Origin of the sequence: Haloarcula halobia, assembly GCF_029338255.1 — an archaeon.
In the GTDB taxonomy this organism is placed as follows: Archaea; Halobacteriota; Halobacteria; order Halobacteriales; family Haloarculaceae; genus Haloarcula; species Haloarcula halobia.
The window spans coordinates 1,803,625-1,829,452 of record NZ_CP119787.1 but is presented as its reverse complement, the minus strand read 5'-3'; the positions used below and the strand labels follow the sequence as shown (position 1 = coordinate 1,829,452).

General features: G+C 69.5%; 31 protein-coding genes. 14 read left to right on the top strand and 17 right to left on the bottom strand.

The genetic code is table 11. From position 1 onward, the window contains the following. Positions 1-14 precede the first annotated feature (14 nt). Together P1K88_RS09800 and P1K88_RS09795 are read left to right on the top strand one after the other, a co-directional pair. Positions 15-278 carry a hypothetical protein gene (locus tag P1K88_RS09800; protein ID WP_276409996.1) on the top strand — a complete coding sequence of 88 codons (264 nt, stop codon included), beginning with the start codon at positions 15-17 and terminating at the stop codon, positions 276-278. Positions 279-364: 86 nt separating this feature from the next. Beyond that, the gene (locus P1K88_RS09795) at positions 365-1,696 is read left to right on the top strand and encodes a nickel pincer cofactor-dependent isomerase, group 22 (protein ID WP_276409995.1); all 1,332 of its coding nucleotides are present in this window, start codon (positions 365-367) and stop codon (positions 1,694-1,696) included. Between the two features lie 60 nt (positions 1,697-1,756). Here P1K88_RS09795 and P1K88_RS09790 read toward each other — a convergent pair whose 3' ends face one another. The 4 genes from P1K88_RS09790 to P1K88_RS09775 all read right to left on the bottom strand — a co-directional run bounded on the left by P1K88_RS09790 (position 1,757) and on the right by P1K88_RS09775 (position 5,223). Continuing rightward, positions 1,757-3,058, bottom strand: a complete 1,302-nt coding sequence (locus P1K88_RS09790; protein ID WP_276409994.1) for an ABC transporter substrate-binding protein — start codon at positions 3,056-3,058, stop codon at positions 1,757-1,759. Between the two features lie 114 nt (positions 3,059-3,172). Further along, complete coding sequence (gene thyX / locus P1K88_RS09785) at positions 3,173-3,916, bottom strand: FAD-dependent thymidylate synthase (RefSeq protein WP_276409993.1); 744 nt, start codon at positions 3,914-3,916, stop codon at positions 3,173-3,175. A gap of 55 nt (positions 3,917-3,971) precedes the next feature. Continuing rightward, positions 3,972-4,631: an RAD55 family ATPase gene (locus P1K88_RS09780; RefSeq protein ID WP_276409992.1), complete on the bottom strand. Its 660-nt coding sequence runs from the start codon at positions 4,629-4,631 to the stop codon at positions 3,972-3,974. Positions 4,632-4,641: 10 nt separating this feature from the next. Next, a complete protein-coding gene (locus P1K88_RS09775; protein ID WP_276409991.1) occupies positions 4,642-5,223 on the bottom strand; it encodes a HalX domain-containing protein in 582 nt (193 codons plus the stop codon). 144 nt (positions 5,224-5,367) lie between these two features. On the opposite strand from P1K88_RS09775, the gene P1K88_RS09770 reads away from it, so the two are divergent. Together P1K88_RS09770 and P1K88_RS09765 are read left to right on the top strand one after the other, a co-directional pair. Next, on the top strand, positions 5,368-5,943 hold the full coding sequence (locus tag P1K88_RS09770; RefSeq protein WP_276409990.1) for an MBL fold metallo-hydrolase: 576 nt from the start codon (positions 5,368-5,370) through the stop codon (positions 5,941-5,943). Between the two features lie 80 nt (positions 5,944-6,023). Continuing rightward, positions 6,024-6,248 carry a hypothetical protein gene (locus P1K88_RS09765; protein WP_276409989.1) on the top strand — a complete coding sequence of 75 codons (225 nt, stop codon included), beginning with the start codon at positions 6,024-6,026 and terminating at the stop codon, positions 6,246-6,248. A 73-nt stretch (positions 6,249-6,321) separates the two neighbouring features. Here P1K88_RS09765 and P1K88_RS09760 read toward each other — a convergent pair whose 3' ends face one another. The 4 genes from P1K88_RS09760 to P1K88_RS09745 form a co-directional block, all read right to left on the bottom strand. After that, on the bottom strand, positions 6,322-7,125 hold the full coding sequence (locus P1K88_RS09760) for an ATPase (RefSeq protein ID WP_276409988.1): 804 nt from the start codon (positions 7,123-7,125) through the stop codon (positions 6,322-6,324). After that, positions 7,122-7,391, bottom strand: a complete 270-nt coding sequence (locus tag P1K88_RS09755; protein WP_276409987.1) for a DUF5827 family protein — start codon at positions 7,389-7,391, stop codon at positions 7,122-7,124. Before P1K88_RS09755 ends, P1K88_RS09760 begins: the two co-directional genes overlap by 4 nt. A gap of 89 nt (positions 7,392-7,480) precedes the next feature. After that, positions 7,481-8,092 (bottom strand): superoxide dismutase, encoded by a 612-nt coding sequence (gene sod / locus P1K88_RS09750; RefSeq protein WP_276409986.1) that lies wholly within the window; start codon positions 8,090-8,092, stop codon positions 7,481-7,483. Between the two features lie 117 nt (positions 8,093-8,209). Then, positions 8,210-9,637 (bottom strand): cryptochrome/photolyase family protein, encoded by a 1,428-nt coding sequence (locus tag P1K88_RS09745; protein ID WP_276409985.1) that lies wholly within the window; start codon positions 9,635-9,637, stop codon positions 8,210-8,212. An 88-nt stretch (positions 9,638-9,725) separates the two neighbouring features. On the opposite strand from P1K88_RS09745, the gene P1K88_RS09740 reads away from it, so the two are divergent. Then, positions 9,726-10,520 (top strand): enoyl-CoA hydratase/isomerase family protein, encoded by a 795-nt coding sequence (locus P1K88_RS09740; protein WP_276409984.1) that lies wholly within the window; start codon positions 9,726-9,728, stop codon positions 10,518-10,520. 89 nt (positions 10,521-10,609) lie between these two features. Here the strand turns inward: P1K88_RS09740 and P1K88_RS09735 are convergent, their stop codons facing one another. Then, complete coding sequence (locus tag P1K88_RS09735) at positions 10,610-10,891, bottom strand: UPF0058 family protein (RefSeq protein ID WP_276409983.1); 282 nt, start codon at positions 10,889-10,891, stop codon at positions 10,610-10,612. 73 nt (positions 10,892-10,964) lie between these two features. Further along, positions 10,965-11,180 carry a ribbon-helix-helix domain-containing protein gene (locus P1K88_RS09730; RefSeq protein ID WP_276277220.1) on the bottom strand — a complete coding sequence of 72 codons (216 nt, stop codon included), beginning with the start codon at positions 11,178-11,180 and terminating at the stop codon, positions 10,965-10,967. A gap of 175 nt (positions 11,181-11,355) precedes the next feature. Here P1K88_RS09730 and P1K88_RS09725 point away from each other — a divergent pair, with 175 nt between their 5' ends. Continuing rightward, complete coding sequence (locus P1K88_RS09725; protein WP_276409982.1) at positions 11,356-12,693, top strand: isochorismate synthase; 1,338 nt, start codon at positions 11,356-11,358, stop codon at positions 12,691-12,693. Continuing rightward, positions 12,690-14,498: a 2-succinyl-5-enolpyruvyl-6-hydroxy-3-cyclohexene-1-carboxylic-acid synthase gene (menD, locus tag P1K88_RS09720; protein WP_276409981.1), complete on the top strand. Its 1,809-nt coding sequence runs from the start codon at positions 12,690-12,692 to the stop codon at positions 14,496-14,498. Before P1K88_RS09725 ends, menD begins: the two co-directional genes overlap by 4 nt. A gap of 62 nt (positions 14,499-14,560) precedes the next feature. On the opposite strand, the gene P1K88_RS09715 is transcribed toward menD, so the two are convergent. After that, a complete protein-coding gene (locus tag P1K88_RS09715; RefSeq protein ID WP_276409980.1) occupies positions 14,561-15,484 on the bottom strand; it encodes a J domain-containing protein in 924 nt (307 codons plus the stop codon). A gap of 56 nt (positions 15,485-15,540) precedes the next feature. After that, on the bottom strand, positions 15,541-15,822 hold the full coding sequence (locus P1K88_RS09710) for a DUF8066 domain-containing protein (RefSeq protein WP_276409979.1): 282 nt from the start codon (positions 15,820-15,822) through the stop codon (positions 15,541-15,543). A gap of 81 nt (positions 15,823-15,903) precedes the next feature. Between P1K88_RS09710 and P1K88_RS09705 the strand changes: the two genes are divergently transcribed. From P1K88_RS09705 to P1K88_RS09680, 6 genes are all read left to right on the top strand, one after another. After that, positions 15,904-16,863, top strand: coding sequence for a 1,4-dihydroxy-2-naphthoyl-CoA synthase (locus tag P1K88_RS09705; protein WP_276409978.1), 960 nt, complete (start codon positions 15,904-15,906; stop codon positions 16,861-16,863). 128 nt (positions 16,864-16,991) lie between these two features. Continuing rightward, on the top strand, positions 16,992-17,951 hold the full coding sequence (locus tag P1K88_RS09700) for a 1,4-dihydroxy-2-naphthoate polyprenyltransferase (RefSeq protein ID WP_276409977.1): 960 nt from the start codon (positions 16,992-16,994) through the stop codon (positions 17,949-17,951). Further along, positions 17,948-19,000 (top strand): mandelate racemase/muconate lactonizing enzyme family protein, encoded by a 1,053-nt coding sequence (locus P1K88_RS09695; RefSeq protein ID WP_276409976.1) that lies wholly within the window; start codon positions 17,948-17,950, stop codon positions 18,998-19,000. The genes P1K88_RS09700 and P1K88_RS09695 overlap by 4 nt, the downstream gene beginning before the upstream one ends. Beyond that, complete coding sequence (locus P1K88_RS09690; protein ID WP_276409975.1) at positions 18,993-20,468, top strand: class I adenylate-forming enzyme family protein; 1,476 nt, start codon at positions 18,993-18,995, stop codon at positions 20,466-20,468. Before P1K88_RS09695 ends, P1K88_RS09690 begins: the two co-directional genes overlap by 8 nt. Positions 20,469-20,507: 39 nt before the next feature. Next, on the top strand, positions 20,508-21,245 hold the full coding sequence (locus tag P1K88_RS09685) for an NRDE family protein (protein ID WP_276409974.1): 738 nt from the start codon (positions 20,508-20,510) through the stop codon (positions 21,243-21,245). Positions 21,246-21,270: 25 nt separating this feature from the next. Then, on the top strand, positions 21,271-21,621 hold the full coding sequence (locus P1K88_RS09680; protein ID WP_276277209.1) for a helix-turn-helix transcriptional regulator: 351 nt from the start codon (positions 21,271-21,273) through the stop codon (positions 21,619-21,621). A gap of 115 nt (positions 21,622-21,736) precedes the next feature. Here the strand turns inward: P1K88_RS09680 and P1K88_RS09675 are convergent, their stop codons facing one another. From P1K88_RS09675 to P1K88_RS09660, 4 genes are all read right to left on the bottom strand, one after another. Beyond that, positions 21,737-22,153, bottom strand: coding sequence for a hypothetical protein (locus tag P1K88_RS09675; protein WP_276409973.1), 417 nt, complete (start codon positions 22,151-22,153; stop codon positions 21,737-21,739). Positions 22,154-22,194: 41 nt separating this feature from the next. After that, positions 22,195-22,494 (bottom strand): DUF8060 family membrane protein, encoded by a 300-nt coding sequence (locus tag P1K88_RS09670; RefSeq protein ID WP_276409972.1) that lies wholly within the window; start codon positions 22,492-22,494, stop codon positions 22,195-22,197. After that, positions 22,491-23,507, bottom strand: coding sequence for a DUF7490 domain-containing protein (locus P1K88_RS09665; protein ID WP_276409971.1), 1,017 nt, complete (start codon positions 23,505-23,507; stop codon positions 22,491-22,493). Before P1K88_RS09665 ends, P1K88_RS09670 begins: the two co-directional genes overlap by 4 nt. A gap of 63 nt (positions 23,508-23,570) precedes the next feature. Then, positions 23,571-24,326: a DUF2797 domain-containing protein gene (locus P1K88_RS09660; RefSeq protein WP_276409970.1), complete on the bottom strand. Its 756-nt coding sequence runs from the start codon at positions 24,324-24,326 to the stop codon at positions 23,571-23,573. Between the two features lie 74 nt (positions 24,327-24,400). Here P1K88_RS09660 and P1K88_RS09655 point away from each other — a divergent pair, with 74 nt between their 5' ends. Further along, entirely contained in the window at positions 24,401-24,856 is a 456-nt protein-coding gene (locus P1K88_RS09655; protein ID WP_276409969.1) for a YbhB/YbcL family Raf kinase inhibitor-like protein, read from the top strand. Here P1K88_RS09655 and P1K88_RS09650 read toward each other — a convergent pair. Next, positions 24,853-25,779: an NAD-dependent epimerase/dehydratase family protein gene (locus P1K88_RS09650; RefSeq protein WP_276409968.1), complete on the bottom strand. Its 927-nt coding sequence runs from the start codon at positions 25,777-25,779 to the stop codon at positions 24,853-24,855. The genes P1K88_RS09655 and P1K88_RS09650 overlap by 4 nt on opposite strands. Positions 25,780-25,828 lie beyond the last annotated feature (49 nt).

Here is a 25,828-nt window from a genome sequence, read left to right as displayed (position 1 = left end):
GCAGCTCCGTCTGTATGCCCTCCTCGAGGCCCTTCGTCGACCCCGCCACAGGTTCGCTGGACGAACAGCAGATACTGGTCGAAGCCGTGCCGCTGGCGAAGCTGATCGGCCTGTTCGTCGCCGTCAGCCTGGTCCCGTTCGCGCTGGTGTTTTTCCTCCTGGGCGACTCCCCCCTTGGCCTGCTCGTGGGACTGCTCGGCCAGTTCGTGCTCGCCGTCGGTGCCGGCGTCGTCATCGTCTACGCCGTCGCCCGCGGGACCCAACTGGCCGGGGCCTGAGCCGACGGTAGCCCGACACCGGGCAGCCCGCTTCGACCCTCGCGGTCACCCCCACGTTTATTCTCCTTGCCCGACCCGGCTACCGTATGGACAGGAGCTCGCTCTCGGTCCCGGAATCGGTCGTCCTCGAAGCGACGGGCGAACAGGCGCTGCCCGAGATGGGGGTCGTCGAACAGGTGTGGGAGACAGACCCGATCGACCCCGCGGACATGGAGGCGCTGACCCGCCAGGCCGTCGAGTCGCTGGACTGGTCCGAAGTGCCCGACGGCGGCGAGGTGGCGATCGGCGCGGGGAGTCGCGGCATCGCTAACCTCGCGACCATCGTCGGTGGCGTCGTCGCTGCCGTCGAGGCCCTGGGGTACGAGCCGTTCGTCTTCCCGGCGATGGGGAGTCACGGCGGCGCCACGGCCCAGGGTCAACGGGAGAAACTCGAAGCACTCGGCGTCACCGAGTCCTCCGTGGGCTGTGAGATACGCTCGAGCATGGACGTCGTCGAGGTGGGGCGCACGGCGGAGCGAGACGTCCCCGTCGTCGCGGACGCGACCGCCGTCGCCGCCGACGCCATCCTGCCGGTCAACCGCGTCAAGCCCCACACCGACTTCGACGGGGCCGTCGAGAGCGGCCTCTCGAAGATGCTGGTCATCGGGATGGGCAAGCAACGCGGGGCGAAGATCGCCCACGAGTGGGCCGTCGACTGGAGCTTCCGGAACATGATCCCGGAGATAACCGAGCAGCTGCTGGAGGCCCTCCCGGTCGTCGGCGGCGTGGCCGTCGTCGAGGACCAGCACGACGACACCGCCATCGTCGAGGGGGTCCGGCCGTCGGGCTTCTTAGACCGGGAGGCAGAACTCCTCGAGACCGCCTACGACATCATGCCCACGATCCCCTTCGACGAACTGGACGTGGTCGTCGTCGACCGGGTCGGGAAGGACGTCAGCGGGCAGGGGATGGACACGAACGTCATCGGCCGCCGGCCCTTCGCCATCAACGAACCCGCGCCGGACCGACCGGACATCAAGCGCATCTTCGCTCGCGGCCTCACGGAGACGACCCACGGCAACGCCATGGGCATCGGGTCGGCCGACTTCGTCCACGAGGCGGTCCTCGACGAGCTCGAGGCCGAGAAGACGCTCATCAACGCGATCACGGCGAGTACCGTCCGTGGGGTCCGCCTCCCGCCAGTGGTCGAGACAGACCGGGCCGGACTGACGGCGTCGCTGTCGACCGGCGGCGTGGTTCCGGCGGACGAGGCACGGGTGCTCCGCGTGACCGACACGATGCGACTGGACCGGATGTACGCCTCGACGGCGCTGCTCGAGGCCGCCCGTGACCGGGACGACCTGCGCGTGGTTCGGGAGGCAGCCCCCGTCGCGTTCGAGGACGGTCAGTTCGCGGCCCCGACGCCACACCAGGGGTGAGACGGCGGGACCCGCCGCTGACGGGGTGGGTCGAAAGAAAGCGGTGGTGTCTGCTCGGCCTCAGAGCGACATCGCACTGTTGAGCTGCGAGGTGTAGGAGGACTGCTGGGACTCGAAGCTGACCTGCTGGGCGACGGTGCCACCGGCGTTCTCGAAGGCGTCGGCGAACGCCTGCTGGAGCGCCTGACCGTAGCTGTTGTTGAGGTACAGGGTCGATGCCGTGGTGCCGTCGAGGTTCTCGGTGGCGACCTGTGCCAGCACCTGCCCCTGGAGCGCGTCGCTCGGTGGCGTCCGGAAGAGGAAGTCATCGTCCTCGAGCCCGGTGATGGCCGGCGACGTCGCCGACGGCGAGCAGCCCACGACCTGGTTGTCGACGAGGACGTTCCGGGCGACCTGAATGGTCGTCTCGGAGCCCGCCGGGCCCGTGATGGAGGGGAAGCCGGCGCTGACCAGGGAGTTCGCGGCGTCGATGCCGGCCTGGGCCTGGGACTGGGTGTCACCGACCTGCGTCTCGATGGTCTGGTCGATGGAGTCGCGCAGCTGGATTGCCGGGAGGAGTGCGCCGTCGCGGATGGCCACGCCGAGCGGCCCGAGGTCGCCGGTCTCGGGCTGGAGCACGCCGAGTCGGACGGTGCGGTCCGCTCCGCTACCGCTGCCGGCCGGTTCGGGCTGTGGGATGTCGCCCGAGCCGCCGAAGTCGACCGTCTCGCGGGTCTCGACGCCCGACTCGGTGAAGCCAAACACCTGGTAGCGTGCGGTCGTGATGTCGCCGGCCTCGTCGAAGTCGACTGCGCTCGAGGCGCCCTCGTACTGGATGTTCTCCCCCGCCGCGGCGGCCTCGGCGGCCTCGGGCAGCTGCTCGGGCGTGTATGTCGTCCCGCCGGGGTTCGCGACGACGCGCATGTGGTCGCGGATGGACGCCCCGTCGTTCGCGCCGGCCATCAGGTTGGCGAGAATCTGGACGGCCGAGGCGTCGTAGGCCTGCGAGGTGAACACGCCGGCCTGGTCGTAGTCGAACTCCCCCAGAAAGAGGCTCTCGAAGGTGTCTTTCCCGGGACCGGACGACGTCGGGGCCGTCCCGCGGACGTTGGACATGTCGTTGCCGACGTCGCCCGGCAGGTCCCCCGACTGGAGGCCGTCGGTCACGAGGATGCTGGCGTCGTCGTCGCTGTAGTCGGCGTAGTAGTCCTTGAACAGCTGGACCCCGCTCTGTGGGTAGCCGACGACCATGAGGACGTCCGGAGTGTCCCCGCCCCCGCCGTTGCCACCTGTGGAACAGCCGGCCAGCCCTCCAAGGAGGCCGACGGTGCCGACTGTTCCGGTCCGTTTCAAGAACGTGCGTCGATTGTGGTCTCGACTCATGTCTTCCGATTGTTCGCCCCACTAGTAGAAATATGTTGCCCGTTCCGCAACGGTTTCTGCGCCGGATAGAGACAGTAGGACGACCGATTCGGACGCTTTTGCGGGCCGGTCCTGTCAGGGTGCGAGACGGTTCTTCCGGTGTTTCATGTGCTCGTTGTAGTGCTCGAAGGTGATGGGACACCACTCCGCGGCCAGGTCCAACATCTCCTCGGTCAGCCCTCGAATCTCCCACTGTGCGTCGGCGGCCGCCCGCATGTCGGCGACGTGCATCAGCATCCGGGCGTTCATCGACATGACGATGTTGACCTCCGTCCCGATGGGGAGGACGAATCGGGCGTCCTCGGGCGGCATCCCGAGGTCGAGCAGGTCCTGGTAGGACCGGACCGCGTTCTCGATGGCGTCCGTGAATATCTCCTCGCGCTCCGCGACAGTCTCCTCGTCGACCTGGCCGGACTGCTGGTTGCGCCCGACCCAGGAGGGGTCCGTCGCCGAGGGCGGGACGACGACCATCTCGCCCTCGCGGACGTCGGCCGGGTCCACGTCGTCGAAGGAGACGTACCGCATCGACTGCACGTCGAAGGAGACGTGCCGGTGGCGGGTAATCTGGGCCATACACGACCGCGAGACACCCTCGACGGCGAATGTCACCTGCGCGTGCTCGAATGGCCCGAAGTGGCCGTGGTCCAGCAGGTGGCCGATGAGCGTCCGCTTCTTGTCCTCGATGGTCTCGCCCTCGACGGTGTCCATCGTCTCCTCGAAGGACTGGTCCCCGACGAACCCCGCACTGTAGTCGTTCCGGGCCGCCGTGCAGATGAGCTCTTCGGGGTCGTCCGTCGACTCGAGCAGCGTGACTTCCATATCGGGTGGGTGAACCCGAGGGTGAAAATACTTCCTCCCGCGGCCGGGCCGCGGTTCAGAGCCGCTTCCAGGCCGTCGGTTCGCTCGCCAGTCCCAGGACCCGGGCCTCGCGGCCGCCGGCCTCCGCCTCGCGCACCTCGATGAGGCCGTCGAAGGCCTGCTTGATGACCTGGAGGGTCTGGGAGTCGTGGGCGCCGGAGTCGATGGTGAACACGCCGATGTAGTCGGCGGTGTCCAGCCGCGACGACAGAACGTGGCAGAACTTGAACACGGTCTTCTTGTCGGTGTAGGTCAGCATCGTCGACAGCGAGACGAGCGCCAGTCGCCCCCTGGTGCGGCCGGCGGTGTGGAGCCCCTCGATCGCTTTGGTGATGCCGATACCGATGCCGGTCAGGTCGCCCGGCGACGACACCTGGTGGACGAAGGTCCCGTCGAGCGCGTCGGCCTCGACGCCGCCCTCGCCCCGGCAGTCGACGACGCCGAGCTGGGAGTCAGAGAGTTCCGGCACTTCGTCCTGGAACACCTGCGCGATGTTTCTCGCGCTGTCGTTTGTACTGACCACGACCGCACCCTCGCCGTCTCGGGCCCCGTTCGTGAGGATGTCGTACGCAAGGCGTTGCTTCCCGCTCATCGCCGGGCCGGAGAGGAGGATACTCGACCCGGGCTGAACGTCGCGCAGTTCCTCGAAATCGAGGACAGATGATAGATCGTACATAGTAGCTCCGTTACTCCTCGTCTGTACTCAGGCCACGGAGCGTCGCGATGAAGTCGGAGTCGTCCTCGATGCCGCCGAGGGTCTCCGAGAGGCCGTCGCGCATCTCCGCGATGTCATCGGTCAACGCGTCGTACTCGTCGCTCTCGGCCAGTTCGGCGCTCGACTTCGTGGCCTCGAGGGTCGCCTGCTTCTCGACGAGCGCGTAGTACTCCTGGAGCATGGAGTCGTACTCGGAGCGTTCGAGCAGATTAGAGACGGTGTCGTGGAGCTGCTGGCTCCGGATCGGTTTCGAGAGGTAGGCGTCGAACCCCATCTCGAGGATGTCGAAGTCCGGTTCCACGGCTGTCACCATCGCCACTCGACAGCCCAGCGACCGCTCGCCGATGCTCTCGAGCACCTCGTCGCCCGAGAGACCTGGCATCATCCGATCGAGGAGAACCACGTCGACGGACTCGTCGAGCATCTCGAGGCCCTCCTCCCCGTTCTTTGCCATTCGAACCTCGTAGTCATCCTGCAACCAGAGCTTGTAGGTCTCTGCGACGTCGGGTTCGTCTTCCACAATGAGAACGACAGGGGGGTCCACATCGGACATCAGTGATTCTAGTGGGCGGGTACCGTATCCACGTACATAGCCCTGTGGGTGTAGTTATCAGCGCTGTGAATCGAACACCGGAGTGGGGGCGGCAGCGACCGAGAGAGCGACACCCACATTGGCGCGCCCGCCGAACGGTCGGGCATGATTCGGAACCTCGCACGCGGCGTCCAGGCGTTTACCAGCAACGCGTTCCTCGTCACCGGCGAGCGAACCGTCCTCGTCGACGTGGGCAACGAGTTCGACATCGTCAGTGCGGTCCGGGAGGACACCGACGACCTGGACGCCGTCGTGCTGACACACACCCACCACGACCACGTCGGGAACCTCGGAGCCGTCGTCGACGCCTTCGACGTCGACGTGTGGGGCCAGGACCCGACACAGGACGGCGTCGACCACGCCGTCGACGACGGCGAGACGGTCCAGCTGGGCGACCACGGCTACCTGGCCGTCCACACGCCGGGTCACAAGGACGACCACCTCTGCTTTTACTCGGCGACCGCGGGCGTGCTCTTCGCGGGTGACCTGGTCTTCGCCAACGGGGGTTTCGGCCGCACCGACCTCGAGGAGGGCGACAGGGACGTCCTCGTCGACAGCATCGACAGGGTACTCGACGTCGTCGACGAGGACTTCGGCGAGATGCACACCGGCCATGGCCCGAGCGTCACCGACACTCCGTACCGCGACGTCGAGCTGTCCTGGCAGGCGGCCCGGTTCTGACCGCGTGCCGACGGAGCGCCAGCATCGCCGACGGGTGGAGGAACGCTAATGTACCGGAATCGCAAACCCCTGGTACGCCAATGGTGCGTTGCATGCACAAGGGGTGTGCCTGGCGGGCCATCGCGCCCTCCGAGGTCGCCGCTCGTGCGCAACTCGCCGACCACGTCGCCACGGAACACGCTACGACGGTCGACGCCGACGTCCCCACCGGGAAGGTGCAGATCCGACTGGACGGAGACGACGAGTGGCGGACCGTGACCCTCGAGGAGGCCCACGAACTCCACCGGGGCGTCCACGACGACTGAGCGCGCCGGCCCGATACGGCCGCCTTACCGCTCCGCACGGACCCCGAGACGGGCACCTGGTCGAATAGCGTCCTCAGTCGAACGCCGTCGCCAGCAGCGTGTCGTAGGCGTGGTCGTAGGCCTCTGCGACCGCCGCCGGGTCGCGTCGGGCCTCGCTCGTCAGCGCCGGGAGCTTGACGGCGCCGGTTCGCTCGATGAGGTCCACGACGTTCCCGACCCGCTCCTCTAACTGTCCCTCCTCGGGGCTCCCGGACGCGATCTCGCAGGCCTTCGCGTACCGCCGGCCGTCGTAGAACCGCGCGCGGCCGGGCTCGACGACGGCGACGGCGTCGGGTTCGAACCCCGAGAGCGGGCGGGCGACGTCGCCGTACGACTCGACGACCGCACGCTTCGCCGCGGCGATGTCCTCGGCGACGGCTTCGAGGGCCGGGACGTGCATCGCGGCCATGAGGTCGTTGAAGTCGGTGACCGACGTCACGCGGGGCGCGTTCGCGAGCGGGAGGCGCTCCTCGACGGAGGGCGGCAGGTCGACGGTGCCGTTGACGACGAACTCCTCACCCACCCGGTCGACGACGAACTGTTCGTGCTCGCGGCCCAACAGGCCGGTCCCCGCGCCGGCCGAGGGGTGCCAGAGGCGATGGACGGGGTTTATGTCCTCGGGCGAGACGTCGTCGGCCGTCGCCGCGGCCAGTCGCTTCGCGTCCTTCCCGTAGAGGCGCTCCTCGGCCGACGCCCGCTCGTAGTCGTCGTGGTCGAACCAGTAGTTGTTCCCGGCCCTCGGTTTGAAGCCGCGCGCGCCGGTCCGTTCGAGCAACCCGACGGTGAACGTCGTCTTGCCGGCGTCGACCCGGTCGGCGCCGGCAACCAGGAGGTTCATTCGTCTGCGAGGCCGTAGAGGCCGACCACGTCTTCGTCGCTCGGTTCGGCAAAGACCAGGTCGTCCTGGTTGTAAATCATCCACGGGATGGCCCAGTCGATGAACACCGACTCGTTGAACTCGTTGAGCTCGGCATCGGCGGGCAGGCCCTGCAGCAGCCGGGCCAGTTCGGGAATCGTGTAGAGCAGCTCGGAGTCGAGGATGTCCACCGGTTCGTGCAACTCGAACGACAGAATCTCGTCGTAGTCGGCTTTCTTCGCAGGCATACCCGCGGGTATGCCCAGCGGGTGGGTAAATCCCTCGGAGTACGCGTCGCTGGTCGGGTCGCGTCGAAAGAAATGCTGGTCGGAGCCCCTTACTCGAAGTGACCGACCGACTTCTCGAACTCCGCTGCGACGTGGTCCCAGTCGACGACCTCGAAGAAGGCGTCGATGAAGCTGCCGCGGTCCGGGCCGTAGTCGTAGTAGTAGGAGTGCTCCCAGACGTCGAGCGCCAGGATGGGATGTGCGCCCCAGAGCGCGCCCTGGTCGTGCTTGTCGACCTTGACGTTGCGCAGCTGCTTGGCGACGGGGTCGTAGACCAGGAGCGCCCAGCCACCGGCGGCGCCCGCGGCGGCCTCGAACTCGGCCTTCCAGCCCTCGTAGGAGCCGAAGTCCGCCTCGATGCGGTCACGGAGCGCGCCCTCGGGTTCCCCGCCGCCGTTCGGGTCCATGTTGTCCCAGAACAGCGTGTGGAGATAGTGGCCACACCCGTTGTGTGTGACGTTGCCGAGTGCCCCGGCGGTCGAGGAGTGGTCTCCCGACTCGCGGTTCTCGGCCAGCGTCTTCTCGGCGGCGTCGAGGCCGTTTACGTAGCCCTGATGGTGGGTGTCGTGGTGCCAGGTGAGCACCTGTTCGGAGATGTGGGGTTCCAGTGCGTCGTAGTCGTACGGAAGTGGTGGAAGTTCCGGGTCAGAGTGTTCGGACATATCAAATCGCCTCCAATATCTCTCAGGGCCGGACACCTGTTAAACGTTTAGGAGGCGGTGGGTTTCGTACCGACCTCCAGGTCGACCGGAGACCGCGACGAGTACTGGCGACGACGGCTAGTCCTCGCCGCGAGCCTGCTCGAACATCGCGATGGCCTGTTCGCGGCGCTCGCTGTGGTCGACGATAGGGTCGGGATACTCGGGGGCGGCGTTGCGCCGCTGGGTGAGCGACGCCTCGTGCCAGCCGTGGATTATCTCGGGGTCCGTGTCCCGGAGTTCCGGGACGTATCGCTTGATGTACTCGGCGTCGGGGTCGTATCGTTCTCCCTGGGTCATCGGGTTGAAGATGCGGAAGTACGGTTGCGCGTCGGTCCCGGTGGAGGCGGCCCACTGCCAGCCCCCGTTGTCGTTGCCCGTGTCGTGGTCGACCAGCTTCTCCCGGAACCAGTCGTACCCCTCCCGCCAGTCGATCAGCAGGTCCTTGGTCAGGAACGAGGCGACGATCATCCGCACGCGGTTGTGCATGAACGCCTCGGCCCGCAGTTGTCGCATCCCCGCGTCGACGATCGGGTAGCCCGTCTCGCCGTCCTTCCAGGCCTGCAGGGCCGCCGGGTCGTGGTTCCACTCGATGGGACGCTCGTAGGACTTGTAGTTCGCCGTGACGACGTTCGGGTTCGCGGCGAGCACCTGCGTGTAGAACTCGCGCCAGGCCAGTTGCGAGAGGAACTCGTCGACCGACGCCGCCCGCTCGCTCCCCGGTTCGACGGTATCCCTGGCAGCGGCCGTCCGCTCGTAGACCTCCCGGATGCCGATGGTGCCGAACTTGAGGTGGGGCGAGAGTCGCGACGTACACTCCTCGGCCGGGTAGTCCCGCCGGTCGTCGTAGCGGTACACGTCCGCCTCGAGGAACTGCGCGAGCAGGTCCCGGGCGACCGGCGTCCCCGCCGGTGGCACGTCTGCCTCGGGGTCGGCAAAGCCCAGGTCCGAGCGCGTCGGCAGGTCGGTCCCGGCAAGGTCGCCCATCGACGCCACCTCCACGGACGCGAGCGCGTCGTCGCTCGGCGGGTCGTACGGCGGCGTCTTCTCCCGGTCCCGCCACTTCCGGCCGAAGTAGGTGAAGACACTGTAGGGGTCGCCGTCGTTGGTCGTTATCTCGCCCGGTTCGTGCAGGACGGCGTTCTGGACGGCCTCGCGAGTGACGGCCGCGTCGTCGAGCGCGCGTCGCACCGCCGCGTCGCGTTCGCGGGCGAGGCCCGAGTAGTCCCGGCCCCAGGTCACGTGGTCCGCGCCGAGTTCGGTCGCGAGCTCGGGCAGGACCTCCCGGGGGTCGCCGCTGGCGACGAGCAGCTGGCCACCCGCCTCGCGGTACCGCTCGGCGAGCCGGTCTAGCGCGTCGAGCATGAACGCGACGCGGGGCGGGCCCGCGTGGGCGAGTACGTCGCGGTCGAAGACGAACACCGGAACGACGGGGTCAGCGGGGGTCGCCCGCGCGAGGCCGGCGTTGTCGGTCGCCCGCAGGTCCCGGCGGTGCCAGTGGATGCGCATACGTCTCCCTTGTGTCGGCCGTTACAAAAGACCGTACCAAACCAGGTTGGACGCCAGGGTTTTGCTGCTCCCCGGCGTCGGGTGAGCCATGTCCACAGACATCGTGGCGTTGCGTATCGCCGACGGCGTGGCGACGGTGACGCTGAACCGGCCGGACCTGCGGAACGCCCTCGACGTCGACACCGCGCGGACGCTCGTCGGGCGGTTCGAGACCATCGCCGACAGCGACGCCCGCTGTGTCGTCCTCGAGGGCGCCGGCGAGGCGTTCTGTGCGGGCGGGGATATCGGTGCGATGGTCGAGGGCGTGGCCACCGACGTCCCGCCGGCCGACCGGGTGGAACACGCCGCGAGGGCCATCAACGACGCGGTGGCAGCGGTCTACGACTGCCGGCTCCCGGTCGTCGCGAAGCTAGACGGGGCCGCCTTCGGCGCGGGGGCCGGCCTGGCGCTCGCCTGTGACGTCCAGCTCGCGAGTCCGGACGCGGCGCTCGGCTTTGGCTTCCGCCGGGTCGGTCTGGCGGTCGACTCGGGCATCTCGTACTTCCTGCCCCGGCTCGTCGGCCCGAACAAGGCCAAAGAACTCGTGTTCACCGGCGAGACGGTCGGTGCGGACGAGGCGCTGGAGCTGGGGCTCGTCACGCGCGTCTTCGACGACGGGACCTTCGCGTCGGAGGTGACGGCGATGGTCGAGACCATCGCGTCGGGGCCGACCGTCGCCCTGACCCAGTCGAAACGACTCGTCGACCGCGGCGTCGAGTCCTCGTTCGAGCAGGCCCTCGACCGCGAGGCCACCGCCCAGGGAGTGGCCTTCACGACTCGCGACCACGACGAGGGGGCGCGAGCGTTCATGGAACAGCGCGACCCGGAGTTCGAGGGGCGGTGAGCCGGCCGGCAGTCACCCGTGCGGCCGACACGGAGCAGTCACTGTAGACCGGTAGAGAGAGAAAAAGAGAGCCACGTCCACTCGCCGACTCAGAGCTTGCGCTCTGCGTCTTCGGCCAGTTCCTGCATCCGCTTGCCGACGCGGCCGGCGTCGGAGAACTCGTCCTCGCTCATCGCAGTCGCCAGCGCGTTCCCGAGGACGAACACGGCGTGTTTGTGCTCGCTCTTGGACTTGTGGACGTCCGACGGGCGGACGTCGAGTTCCTGGTACGGGTCGAACAGGTCGGCATCGACGGAGTCCATCTCGTCACGGAAGAACTCCATTATCGTCACCATCTGTTCGTGGAGTTCCAGCAGCTCGTCTTTGTGCATGGTTGTCTACTCTATGTGATGGGAGCGGTATAAGAATTACCCGGGAAGGGATACCAGACCGGCACGCGTGGGTTCAGAAGACGTACTCGTCGTCGTGTCCCATCATCCCGTCGTCTTCGAAGCCTGGCTCCTCGTCCTGATCCTGTGGCCCGGATGTCTTGTATGCCTTGAGACCCGTCGAGAGGAGGTCTTCGATGGCTTCCTCGCGGTTGAGGAACTCGCCCTGCTCGACCAGCTGGGCGATCTGCATCTCGAGGTGCTCCGGGACCGTTATCTCTACCTTTGGCATCGCAACATGGGGTGCTTAGAGCAACCCGTATTTAAAACTGGCGGGGGTCTGAGACGTTCGGGTCGGACCGTGGCCGGCCGCCGACGCTCGGCGATTCCCGCCGCGTTCGCGGGACGCCGCCAGGCCGTTCACACGATAGTTAGGCTCAAAGGGACGGACTCCTAAGACCGGGCCAATGGAACCACTGCGTGGCGAGGAGGCGACGGTCGGCGAGACGTCAGTCGTCGCACGTGGGTGTCGCGTGGACCGCGCCCCGGTCAGGGGGCTTCTCGAGACGGACGCTCGCCCGCGGTTCGCGTGGGCGACGGGGACCGAGACGGTGGCCGCTCGCGGTGCGGCCGCGACGGTCACGGCGGACGGCCCGACGCGCTTCGACGACGTCAGAGCGGTCGCCGAGTCACTCTTCGAGTCGTGTCCGGCCCAGGCCGACCTCCCACGCGCGGCGCGGCCCCGGCTGTTCGGCGGGTTCGCCTTCCACGACGGGGACGCGACCGGCGATACGTCGCCGTGGAACGGCTTTCCCGGGGCCGCCTTCTTCCTGCCTGTGGCCCAGCTGACCGAGACGGCCGAGGGCGCCTGGCTCACGACGGTCGCCACCGGCCCGGACGCGAGGGAGACGGCAGAGGCGTCCCTCGAGACGTGGCGAAAGCGCCTGGCGGACGTCGACGAGGGGCCGGTCGGCGACCCACCCGGCATCGACCACGTCGAGCGGACGCCGACCCGCGACGGGTGGCGCGAGCAGGTCCGGGCGGCGCTGCGGAGCGTCGAACGGGGCGACCTGCAGAAGGTCGTCCTGGCCCAGTCGCTCGCGGCCACCCTGCGCGACGAGCTCTCGGTGCCCGACGCGCTGGGGCGTCTCGCACGGACGTACCCGGAGTGTTACCGGTTCATGCTCTCGCTGTCGGACGGCGGAACCTTCTTCGGCGCGACGCCCGAGCGGCTGGTCTCCCTGCGGGGGCGCACGGTCAGGACCGAGGCGCTCGCGGGGTCGACCGGACGGGGCGACACCCCGGCCGAGGACGAGTGGCTCGCGACGGAACTGCTCGAGAGCGAGAAGGACCGCCACGAACACCAGCTGGTCGCCGACGCCATCCGCGACCAGCTCGAGCCGTTCGCCTCGTCGGTACGGGCCGGCGAGGTGAGCGTCCGCCGCCTGGCGACGGTCCAGCACCTCCGGACCCCCATCACCGCCGAACTCGACAGCGACCGGCACGTGCTGGACCTGGTCGAGGCGCTCCACCCGACGCCGGCCGTGGGCGGGCTCCCACCGGACGCAGCCTTGCGGACGATCCGCGAGACCGAGACGTTCGACCGCGGGTGGTACGCCGCCCCAGTCGGGTGGGTCGACGCCGCAGGCAACGGCAGTTTCGCGGTCGGCATCCGCTCCGCGGTGGCCCGCGGACGAACCGCGACGCTGTTTGCCGGCGCCGGCATCGTCCCGGACAGCGACCCCGACCGCGAGTGGGACGAGGTCCAGCTCAAGTACCGGCCGATGCTCGACGAACTGGAATGAGCCACCCGAACGTAAACACGCTGTGGGCCGAGACGCTGGTCGAGGAACTCGCCGCCGGCGGCGTCGACGCCGTCTGTATCTCGCCCGGGAGCCGGTCGACGCCGCTGACCGTCGCGTTCGCCCAGCACCCAGACGTGACGGTCTACTCGCACCTGGACGAGCGCTCGTCGGCCTTCTTCGCGCTCGGCCGGGCCCGCCGGACGGGGCGGCCGACCCCGCTGGTCTGTACCTCCGGGACCGCGGCGGCGAACTTCCACCCCGCAGTCGTCGAGGCCACGCAGTCGCACGTCCCGATGCTCGTCCTGACGGCCGACCGGCCGCCCGAGCTCATCGACAGCGGGGCCAACCAGACCGTCGACCAGGAGCGGCTGTACGGCGACGCCGTCAGGTGGTACCGCGACATGCCCGAACCGGAGGCCGAACCGCGGAAGGTGCGGATGCTGCGGACGACGGCCGCCCGGGCGCTCGCCGCGGCGACCGGCGCCGACCCGGGGCCGGTCCACCTCAACTGTCGGTTCCGCAAGCCGCTGGAACCGACGCCGGTCCCCGGGGACGACCCGGACGGCGTGCCCGACGACTGGGCCGAGGCCAACCCGCTCGAGGCGAACGGACGCGAGGGTCCGTTCGTGACGACGGCGTCAGGACGGCCGACGCTCGACGACGCGCCGCTCGAGCGCGTCGCAGGTGCGCTCGAGGACGCCGAGCGACCCCTCGTCGTCGCGGGTCCGGACGACGACGGACTCGGCCCGGACGCGCTCGCGCGACTCGCCGGGGCGACGGGCGCGCCGATGCTCGCCGACCCGCTCTCTGACCTCCGCTTTGGCCCACACGTCGGCACCCTCAAGGCCCCCGTCTGTGGCGGGTACGACGCGTACCTGGGCTCCGAGGCGACGGCCGACTGGCCCGACCCCGACGTCGTGGTCCGCTTTGGCGCCTCGCCCACCTCGAAACCGCTCCGGCACTACCTGCGCGACGCCGACTGCCGGCAGTTCGTCGTCGATCCGACGGGCGGCTGGACGGAGGCGGAGTTCACCGCGACGGACCTGCTCGTTGCCGACGCGGACGGCACCGCCGAAGGCCTCGCCGAGCGAGTCGTCGGTCGCGCCGACGACGGGTGGCGCGACCGGTTCGTTGCCGCCGAGCACGCCCACTGGGACGCCGTCGAGGCGACACTCGGCGAGACGTACTGGGAGGGCGGGGTCCTGGCCGACGTCCTCGGGAACGTACCGGACCCGGCGACGGTGTTCGTCTCGAACAGCATGCCGGTGCGGGACGCCGACCGGTTCGGCCGGCCGCGGACCGCCGATCTCACGGTCCTCGGGAACCGCGGCGCCAGCGGCATCGACGGCATCACGTCCACGGCGCTCGGCGCGGGGAGTGCGACGGACGACCCGCTCGTGCTGGTGACCGGCGACCTTGCGTACTACCACGACATGAACGGTCTGCTCGCGGTCGGCCGCTGTGGCGTCGACGCGACCATCGTGCTGGTCAACAACGACGGCGGGGGCATCTTCCACGTCCTCCCCATCGAGGACCACGAGACGTTCGAGACGCAGTTCAAGACCCCCCACGGGCTGGACTTCGGTCCGACGGGCGACCTCTACGGCCTGGAGTTCCGCCGGGTCGACGGCCGCGAGGACTTCCTCGACGCCTTCGGTGAGTCGGTCGAACGCGACGGCACGCAGGTGCTCGAAGTGCGGTTCGACGCCGGACAGAGCCACGCCGTCCGGGACGACCTGGCCGCACGGGTCCGCGGGACTGTCGCCACTCGCGGAGGGTCGGCGAGCGGATTGCCACGCGAGTGACCGACGAGAGACCGTTCGGGGGGGGCCCTCGAGAGGGGGCCAGCGCACCGTGGATGGGTGTCCTACAGGCGGAGGACGGAGATGGTGAGCACGGTGAACCCGAAGGGCAGCCAGGTGGCCAGCAGGGCGGCGATACCGACCAGTGACACGAACGAGAGGTTCAGCCCCAGCAGGACGAACGGCACGACGATGCTCCAGGGACCAAAGACCAGGAGCGCGATGCGGGGCCTCGACTGGAGGTAGCCGACGACCAGCAGGAGACACCCCCCGAGGACGACGTTCACGAAGAGTGGGAAGGCCGGGACGAGCGCGCTGAACAGCAAAACCGGATACAGCGAGAACGTGAGGCCGAGCAGCGTCAGGTCCCGACCGGTCGGAATCAGGTTGCCGGATTGGGATCCCCAGCTCGGGGAGTTCCTGACGCTGTAGCCGGCGCCGACGGTCCAGTCCGACCCGGACCCGTCGCGGGCCCCTGACGTCCGAGTCGCGGTCGACTGCGAGTCGCCGGACGCGTCGGACGCTGTCCCCTGTGGGCTGGCCTCGGACCCGGCGGCGTCGGTGGTCGCCTCGGTTGCCCGTCCCTGCCGGACGCGTTCGCTGGCACGGCGCTCTCGGTCACGACGGGCCCGTGCTCGCTCTCGAGCGTCCGCGACGGTCGACCGTGTGTGCCGTTGCCCGCTGGTCGACGTCTCCTCGCCGTACCCGGCACGACGGGCCGCACTGGCGACGTCGTTCTCGCTCGCGCTGGCGGCGCTGGGCTCGTCGCCCACGTAGGCCTCGTGGCCGAGGCGGTCGTAGCGCGCCCGCTCGGCCTCGTCGACGAGGACGTCCCGGGCGTCGATGAGTTCCCGCGTCGTGGCCCCGGCGTCCGCGTCGTCGTTCACGTCGGGGTGGACCTCCTTCAGGCGCTCCCGGTAGGCGGCCTCGATCTCGTCTGTGGTCGCGTCGGGCTCGACGCCAAGCACGTCGTAGAACGTCTCTGTCATGTGCGCGGGCGGTGGTGGGTCGATGCGGAGCGGAAGTGAATCTTCACCGCCGATTCTCAGTCGTGGTTCCCGGGCTCGCGGGCCCCGGTCCCGGTCGCGTCTTCGCCCCAGGCGTCACCGCCGCCGTCGGTCCGCTGGCGGGCGAGGTCCTCTAGGGCGGACGCGATGCGTGCCAGTATCCCCACGAGGTGGTAGAACAGGTAGACGGACCACAGGGCCACGACTACCAGGAACCCGAGGAGTATCTGCTGGACGATGATGAGGCTGTACAGGACGACCAGCACCGAGAAACCGAGCAGCGCGAGGCGGATCTGTCGGTCGTCGAAGGTGGAGGGCATACACGAGTATGCACACACAACACCCAGGAAAACGTTTCGCCCACTGGGAATCTTTTTGCACCGGCCGGCGTCACCCACGGTATGGTCTCAGAGATATTCGACCCGGAACGGTGGGAGGCCGTCGACCGGTTCGACTTCCACGATATCACCTACCACCGCTCGACGGAGACGGGCGCGGTGCGCATCGCCTTCGACCGCCCCGAGAAGCGCAACGCCTTCCGACCGGAGACGGTCGACGAACTCGCCAGAGCGCTCGACCACGCGAAGCGCCTCACGGACGTGGGCTGTATCCTGCTGACCGGGAACGGGCCCTCGCCGAAAGACGGCGGCTGGGCGTTCTGCTCCGGCGGTGACCAGAGCATCCGCGGCGAGAGCGGGTACGAGTATCACGCAGAGGACGACAGCGAGTCGCAGCGCGACTCGGAGAAGTCGAGCGGTGAGCGCGGCGAGCTGCGAGACGTCGGCGACGAGGACGCACCGGAGAACGTCGGCCGCCTGCACATCCTCGAGGTCCAGCGCCAGATCCGGCACATTCCGAAGGTCGTCGTCGCAGTCGTGCCGGGGTGGGCGGTCGGCGGCGGCCACTCGCTACACGTCGTGTGTGATCTCACCATCGCCAGCGAGGAGCACGCGAAGTTCCTCCAGACGGACCCCGACGTGGGCAGTTTCGACGGCGGGTTCGGGTCGGCGTACCTCGCCCGCCAGGTCGGCCAGAAGAAGGCCCGCGAGGTGTTCTTCCTCGGGAAGACATACAGCGGCGACGAGGCCGCGGAGATGGGGATGGTCAACGACGTCGTCGCCCACGAGGACCTCGAAGCGGAGGCCATCGACTGGGCCGAGCGCATCAACAACAAGTCGCCGACGGCCATGCGGATGCTGAAATACGCGTTCAACCTCGATTCCGACGGGCTGGTCGGTCAGCAGGTGTTCGCCGGCGAAGCCACTCGGCTCGCGTACATGACCGACGAGGCCCAGGAGGGGCGCGACGCGTTCAACGAGGGGCGAAAGCCGGACTTCGACGACGTGCCCTGGCACTACTGACTCCGCTCGCCGCGAGAGACGAGGCGGGACAGGCCGGTTGGAACTCCCTCCGTCCCGACGGTCGACCCGGCGGCGTCCAGTCGGCACAACCACAGCCGATATGGGGGTGTGGCCCTGAAATCCGGCCAATGAGTACAGCGACGGCGGACGTCTCGAGACGGAAGGCCTGGGTCATGGCGGCCCGGCCACAGACGCTCCCGGCCGGTGCCGCGCCAGTCGTCGTCGGCGTGGGGGTGGCCGTCCACGCCGGGGTGTTTGCGCTCGGCCCGGCGCTCGCGGCGCTGGTGGGGGCGCTGCTCATCCAGGTCGGGACGAACTTCGCGAACGACTACTACGACGCGGTGAAGGGCGCGGACACGGACGAGCGGGAAGGCTTTACGCGCGTGACGGCGGGCGGCCTCATCGAACCGGCAGAGGTCAGGCGGGCGATGGCCGCGACGTACGGCCTGGCGGTCGTCGTGGGCGTCTACCTGGTGGCCGTCGGCGGCCTCCCTATCGTCGTCGTGGGCCTCTCCGGCATCGCCGCGGGCATCCTCTACACCGGCGGTCCCCTCCCGTACGGGTACCGCGGCCTGGGTGACCTCTTCGTGTTCGTCTACTTCGGCCTGGTCGCCGTCACCGGGACCTACTACGTCCAGGCCGTGGCGAACATGCCCGCGGTGGGGGTGTTCCCGACGACAATCCCCGCCGGGAGCATCACCGCCACGGCGGTGACCGCGAGCCTCCCGGCCGCCGCACTCTCGACTGCCATCCTCGTCGTCAACAACATTCGCGACCGGGAGACGGACAGGGCCGCGGGCAAGAAGACGCTGGCGGTCTACCTGGGGTACACGTGGAGTCGCGTCGAGTTCCTGGCACTGGTCGGGATGGCCTACGTGGTGCCGGTGGTCTTCGCGCTGGACGCCGCGTTCGGGCCGTGGGCGCTGGCACCGCTGCTCTCGCTGCCGCTCGCCGGGTCCGTCTCGCGGACCGTCCTCACGGAGACCGAAGGGGCGGCGCTGAACCCCGCGCTGGAACGGGTCGGCCAGACGCTGTTCGTCCACTCGCTGCTGTTCGCCGGGGGCCTGGCGCTCCCGCAGGTGCTATGAGGCTCGCGGCGTTCTCGCTCCCGCTGGCGCGCCCGCTCGGGACGGCCACGGGGACTATCGAGGCCCGCGAGGGGGCCGTCGTCGAGTACGACCACCGCGGCGAGACGGGCGTGGGCGAGGCGACGCCGCTGCCGGGATGGACCGAGTCGCTCCCGGAGTGTCGGGCGGCGCTCGACGCGGCGGCCGACGCCGAGGCGTCGGGCGGGCACAGCGCCGCGCTGCTCGAACTCGACGCGCTCGCGGTCCCGGCGGCCCGCCACGGCGTCTCGACGGCGCTGCTCGACGCCGACGCCAGGGCCGACGGCCTGCCGCTGTACCGGTGGTTCGACGGGGACAGGGACTGCAGGTCGGTCCCGGTGAACGCGACGGTCGGCGACGGCCCGCCCACCGAGACGGCACGGGCGGTCGCGGACGCCGTCGCCGCGGGCTACGACTGCGTGAAAGTCAAGGTCGGGAACCGGCCGGTCGCCGCGGACGTCGACCGACTCCGCGCGGTCCGGAAGCGAGTCGACGAAGCCGTCACCCTCCGGGCCGACGCGAACGGGGCCTGGGCGAGCAAGGAGGCCGAGGCGGCGTTCGAGGCATTCGGGGATCTCGGCGTCTCGTACGTCGAGCAACCGCTGCCGGCCGACGACCTGGCGGGCCACGCCGCCCTGCGCGAGGCGGCGTTCGACGTTGGCGTGGCACTCGACGAGTCGCTGGTCGGCCGCCGCGTCGACGCGGTCCTGGACGCCGACGCCGCGGACGTGCTGGTCCTGAAGCCGATGGCCCTGGGTGGCCCCGGCAACGCCCACACGCTGGCGGTACGCGCCCGCGAGGCCGGCGTCGAACCCGTCGTCACGACGACGATCGACGGCGTCGTCGCGCGACTGGCGGCGCTGCACGTGGCGGCGGCCGTCCCCGACGTCACACCCTGCGGGCTGGCGACCGGCGACAGACTCGAGCGCGATCTCGGCCCCGACCCGACGACGGTCCGGGACGGGGAGATGACCGTGCCACAGGCGGCCGGCCTCGGCATCGACCCGGCGGAGGTGCGACCGGATGCCTGAGCCCGTCGACTGGCCGACGCGGGATCTGGTGACCCACCGGGTCGAGAGCACGCCCGAGCGGACGGCCGTCGTCGGCGAGGACGGAGAACTGACCTACCGCGAACTGGACGCGGCCGTCGCCGACGCCGCGTCGGTCTTCGAGGCGTTCGAGGCGGATCGCGTCGCGACGCTCGTCGACACGCGGGCGGCCGTGGGGACGCTGCTGTTCGGGGCGATGCGCGCCGGCGCGACGCTGGCGCCATTGAACCTCCAGTTGGGGAGCGGAGTCCTCGAATCGACCCTCGAGACGCTCGCCCCCGACCTGCTGGTCTGTGAGCGCGAGTCGCGCTCGCTCGCCGTCGAGGCGGCTCCCTGTCCGGTCGTCTCGCTCGACGGTGCGGACAACGGAGACGTGGACGCGTTCGACGACATCGCGGCCGCCGAGCCGTCACCCGCCCCTGTCGAGTTCGCTCGTGACGATACGCAACTGGTCCTGTTTACCTCGGGGACCACCAGCGAGCCGAAGGGCGTCCGGCTCACCGTGGGCAACCTCGTCGCGAGCGCGACGGCGTCGGCGTTCCGGCTCGGCGTCGCCCCCGGCGACCGGTGGCTCGTCTGTCTCCCGACCTACCACATGGGCGGGCTGGCGCCGTTCGTCCGGAGCGCCCTCTACGGGACGACCGTCGTCGTCCAGCGCGGGTTCGACGCCGAGCGGACCCCCGAGCGACTCGCCGCGGAGCGCGTGACCGGCGTCTCGCTCGTGCCGACGATGCTCACCCGGTTGCTCGACGAGGGATGGACCCCCCACGAGTCGCTCCGGGTCGTCCTGCTGGGTGGCGGGCCGGCCAGCGAGACGCTGGTCGACCGCTGCCGGGAGCGTGGCCTCCCGGTCTGTCCCACCTACGGGATGACCGAGACCAGTTCGCAGATCGCTACCGCGCGCCCGGAGACGGCCGCGGCCTATCCGGGCACGGTGGGCCAGCCGCTCCTCTGCACCGAGGTTCGCGTCGTCGCCGACGGCTCGCCGGTCGGCCCCGGGGAACGGGGCGAGCTCGTGGTCTCGGGGCCCACGGTGACGCCGGGCTACCTCGACGACGCGCGGACCGAGGCGGCCTTCGGCCCTCACGGCTTCCACACGGGGGACCGGGGGTACCGTGACGACGACGGGCGGCTGTGGGTGGTCGGCCGGGTCGACGACCGCATCGTCACTGGGGGCGAGAACGTCGACGCGGGCGACGTCGCGGCGGCGATTCGCGAGCATCAGGCCGTCAGCGAGGCCGCCGTGGTGGGGCTCCCCGACCCGGAGTGGGGCCAGCGAGTCGCCGCGCTCGTCGTCGGTGACGTCGACGAGGCTACCGTCCTCGCACACTGTCGCGACCGCCTCGCGAGCTACGAGGTTCCGAAGACGATCCGGGTGATTGAGTCGCTCCCCCGGACCCCCTCCGGAACCGTCGACAGGGGGGCCGTCCGCGACCTGCTCGGGGGGTGAGCCCAGCCGTTTTTTACCGTCGGCCCCTACCGAACGGCCGTGTGTACCATCGTCCTCGCGTGGCAGGAGTTCCCCGAGACGCCCGTCGCCTTCGGCGCGAACCGCGACGAACGACTCGACCGGCCCTCGCAACCGCCCAGTGAACGCCAGTGGGGCGCCCGCGTCGTCGCACCGAGCGACGAGGAAGCCGAGGGGACCTGGGTCGGCTACAACGAACACGGCCTCCTCGCGGCGGTGACGAACCGGTGGGTCGACGCCGACCTGGCCGCCGAGCGGTCGCGGGGACTGCTCGTCCGGGACGCGCTGAGTCACGAGAGCGCCGAGTCCGCCGCTCGCGCAGTCGAGCAGGCGACCAGGGAGGCGGAGTACGACGGATTCAACCTCCTGCTCGCCGACGAGAACGCGCCGGTCCTCTTCGAGTGGGACGGCCAGCTCGCCGTCAGGAACCTCGACCCCGGCGTCCACGTCGTCGTCAACGTCGGCGCCGACGGGGACTACCGCATCCCAGGCCACCGTCCGGACGTGGGCGAGCGGCAGGCGGTCAACGCCGACCGGCTCAGAGACCACCTCCAGGTCCAGCCCGGCGAGGACGGCGACGCGTGGCTCGACCGGGCGGCCGCGGCGATAGGCGACCACGACTTCGGCGTCTGTGTCCACGGTGACGGCTTCGGGACCCGCTCGTCGTCGCTCATCACGCTCGGCGCGCGCCACACGTACCGGTTCGCGGATGGCCCGCCCTGCGAGACCGAGTACCGCCCGGTCGAAAGTCACATTTAACCGGCCGACCGTCAGTGTACCATACATGAGCTCGGCAGCGTCGGAGGCGGATCTCTCTGAAGACGAACGAGCAGGACTGGAACTCATCCGCGAGTCGGGCGGCATCCACCAGAGCGACTTCTGGAAGGAGCTTGACGTCTCCTCGCGCAAGGGGAGTCGCATCGTCGAGTCGCTCTTCGATAAGGACCTCATCCAGCGCGAGGAGACGGTCTACGACGGCCACAACACCTACTATCTCACCCCCGCGGCCAGGGACCTCGACTTCTCCCTGCTGATGGCCGGGGACCAGCTCTCGCCGTTCATCGGCGACGAGGAGGTCGACCCCCACGACGACACCTTCTCGCAGTGGATCATGAACCTGGCCTACGAGGGCTGAGCCCCGGGTCGGACGACGCGGCGCTGTTTCTCGCCGGTACTCGCCACCGGGAGCCCGTCACGGCGTGCTCCGGCCGGACGCATCACTCGAACCGCTCAGAAGCGCCGCGAGAACCTCAGTCTTCGAGCGCGTCAGCGATGCGGTCGAGCGACCGCCGGACATCGTGGACCTCGTCGCGGAGTTTGCGGATCTCCCGCGTCAGTTCCTCGTTGTCGCCGCCGCTCTCCTGTTCGCGACTCGGGCCGGGCTGGCCGCCCATGCCGCCGGGGCCGCCAGGGCCGCCACCGCCCATCATGCCGCCCATCATCTGGGCGAAGGGGTTGCCGCCCATGCCGCCGGGGCCGCCGCCACCGCCCATCATCTCCTCCATGCGCTCCTCACGGCTCATCTCGCCCTCCTCGCCGCCCTCGCGCTCCTCGGCGCGCTGCTGGCGGATTTCCTCGACGCGCTCGCGGAAGGACTTCTCCTCGCCGTCGTCGCTCGCTGTCTCTTCGCCCGCTTCCTCGCCGCTCTCTGTCTCGTCGTCTGCCATGGACGCGGATTCGGTAGGGCCGCAGAAAAGGGTTGTCGTCCTCAGGCGAGTCGGCGAACGAGCAGGGAGATACCCAGGCCGCAGGCCAGCACGATGACCAGGTTGAACCCGGCCCGGAACAGCGGCCGGTAGCGCCGCGTGACGAACTCGGTGATGGCCGCGGAGGCGGCGAAGTAGAACTGGAACGTCGCCACGAGCGCGACCAGGACCAGGATGGCGAAGGCCGCCCACGTCGCGTAGGTGCGGATGGACCGGCCCTCGGCATCGTCGCTGGACTCGGTTTGCGAGTCGGACTGTTCGTCGGCGTCTGTCGGGGTGGTCGAACTAGCAGTGTCTGTCATAGTCGCCTCCGTGCGAGTGCGATGGTGCCGGCGAGCAGCGCCGTCAGCGCCGCGACGGCGGTGAACCCGGGGCCGCTCCCGCCGACGGTCGATTCCCTGGCCGGAGCCTCGGTGGCCCGCTCGCGCTCGGGTTCCTCGGCGAAGTCGCCGGACTGGAAGCCCACGTCGCGGCGGGTCTCGTTGACCGCCAGCGTCTCCTGTGGGTCGAGGTTCGCCGGGGCGCTCTCGGTGGCGACGATGACGCCGTCGGACAGGAGGATGCCGTCGAGCCAGTAGTTGTAGCCGTCCGGGACGGTGAGCTCCGCGGTGACGGTCTCGGTCCGTCCGGGCCGAATCTGGCCGACCCGGAGCCGGGTCTCGTCGGCGACGACGTTCGAGTCGGCCTGGCGGGCACGCAGCCGCAGCGTCAGGTCGCCGGCCGGCTCGTCGCCGCGGTTGGTGAAGTACACGGAGACGTTCAGCGTGGTCCGGTTGTCCGCGACCGACTGGATGCGGTAGGCGATGGGACGGAGCCCGGCGGCGCTACCCTCGAAGCGGTGGAAAGAGACGCTGCTACGTGCGTACGCGGGCGTGAGCGCGTCGACGTTTCGTACCTCGGTCCGGCTGGTGGTACGGCGTTCGCCGTCGGCGAAGACGAGGGTCTCGATTCGGTAGCCGCCCTCGCGTTCGACGGTGAGTTCGGTCTCGACCGATACCTCCCGTTCACCCGTGACGTTGCCCAGGGACTGGCGGCGCGTCGTCGTGACCAGCCCGGTCTCCGCGTCGACGACCCGCGTCTCGACAGTGACGTTCCGCGCCGTGCCACCCCGGTGGGCGATGCGCGAGTCGAGCACCAGCGTGACCGACTCGCCGCCGACGTCGGTGGCGTTGACCGTCGTCTCGCGCAGATCGAGGTGGCTCGGCCGGATGTCCTCGTCGGGTTCGGTGAGGACGTCGGGGACCGCCGTCGCGCCGACGACCATCGCCAGCGCGAGGAGGACCATGGCCAGGGCGAGTGTGACTTCTCGTCTCACACGACGGACTCCAGACGCCTGTATAAAGGGTCTTGTGTAGACACCGGCGCGGTTTTGAGCGACCTACCCGAAGGCACCGAGACTCGACTGCAGGTCGCGGTCGGTCCCGCTGTCGGTGAGTTCGTAGCCGACGAGGTCGCGCAGGTCGACGGCGTACGTGCTCCCGCCGTTGTCGAGGACGGCGACCCGCCCTTTCGTCCCCCTGACTGTCCCCGTCGCCAGCGTCTCCGCGAGCGGGCGCTCCGAGAGGTCGAGGCCGTAGTCGAACGCGAACGTCTCCAGCGGGTCGTACTCCGCCAGCAACGCGCCCCAGAACGCCTCGTCGACGGTCTCGGCGAACCCGGCCACCTTCGTCGGGACGCGGACCCGGTCTCCCAGATCGGCGGCGATGTCGGCCTCGATCTGCCGGGCGATGCGGCCGTCCGTGACCGTCCGCAGGTGGGCCGCGCGGTCGGCGCCCTGCTCGCGCAACCGGCGTTCGAGTCGCCACGAGCGTGTGACACCGACCTTGACGGTGTCGGGGGCGAACGCGGCGAGGTAGATCGCGTGTTCCTGGTCGCAGGCGTCGATGGGTTTGGTGCAGTTGCCGGTACACCGTGCACAGGGCCAGCGGTCCGTGTGGTCCGGGCAGTACGGGGCGGGGTCGTTCGCACACGCGATGTGGACGTCGCCGTCTGTCGTCCCCGCGCAGTGTCGCTCGCCGAGCGTGTAGGCGAGGTCGGTGCCCGGAGCCAGTGGCTCGGTGCGGACGGCGCCGTCCGCGGCGATGCGGAGGGCGGCTGGCGACTCGACCCGTGACCGGTACCCTGCGACCTGCACGGACGCGGGTTGGCGGTGGCCGCCCAAATGCGTACCGGGCCAGGTTTTTACAGCCGGCTGTCATCTGTTCGTACATGGACGACCTGCGACTGACGAGCCCCGCGTTCGACGACGGGGAACGCATCCCCGAGAAGTACGGATACACCGCAGAGAACACGAACCCGCCGCTGGACGTCGGGGGCGTCCCCGGGGAGGCGGTCTCGCTGGTCATCATCGTCGACGACCCGGACGCGAAGGAACCGGCCGGCAAGGTGTGGGACCACTGGGTGGTCTGGAACGTCCCGGCCGAGCGGACTCACGTGCCGGAGGACTGGTCGCCCGACGAGGCGGTCGAGGGGCAGAACGACTACGGCGAGGTGGGATGGGGCGGGCCGAACCCCCCGGACCGGGAACACACCTACCGCTTCATCGTCTACGCGCTGGATACGACGCTGGACCTTCCCGCGGGCGCAAGCAAGGACGACGTCTACGACGCCGCCAGCGGGCACACGCTGGCGAAAGGGGAGCTGACCGGGACCTACCCGGCCTAGGTCTCCTCGAGCAGTTCCCGGGTGGACTGGCGGACCGCGTCGTCGCTGGACTGCCGGGGTTCCCACCCGAGCGCCGACAGCTTCTCGACGGAGAGGCGCATCCGCGGGACGTCACCCGTCCAGCCGCGGTCACCGCCGGTGTACTCCCGAACTGGGTCGAGACCCATCTCCTCGGCGACGATGGTCACGATGCGGTCGACGGACGTCGTCGTCCGCGTCCCGAGGTTGAAGACGTTGTGGTCGTCGTCGGCGTGCTCGACGGCGTACAGCACCGCGTCGATGCACTCGTCGACGTGCATGTAGGACTTCTCCTGGCGACCGTCGCCGAGGATGGTCAGCGAGTCGGGGTCCTCGCGCAGCTTCTCGATGAAGTCCGGGATGACGGCTCCGCGCAGGCGCGGCCCGACGATGTTCGCAAATCGGAACACCCACGACTGCATGCCGTGGCTGTGGGCGTACGTAGAGACGAGCGACTCCTCGGCGAGCTTGGTCGCGCCGTAGACGCTGATCGGTTCCAGGGGCGCGTAGTCCTCGGGCGTGGGCCGCGGCGCCTCGCCGTATACAGTCGACGACGACGTAAACACGATCTCGTCGACGCCCACCTCGTCCATCCGTTCCAGGACGTTGTACGTGATGGTGCTGTTGTCCTCGAACTGCCTGCGGGGAGCGTCCGTGTCGACGAGTTTCGAGGCGGCGAGGTGGACGACCAGGTCCACCTCCTGCGTGATGGCCTCGGCGACGACGGCGGGGTCTGTGAGGTCCCCGTCGACGAACGTCGCCTCGTCGTGTACCCACTCGGCCCGTCCGTTGGACCCGTCGTCGGCGACGACGACGTCGTGGTCGCCGACCAGCCGGTCGACGAGATGGGACCCGATGAACCCTGCACCGCCGGTGACGACGACGCGCCGTGAAGAACTGCGCATGGTTCAACAGGTGCAGGCGAGTAAAATAGCGTTGCGGTCCGGCGATGAC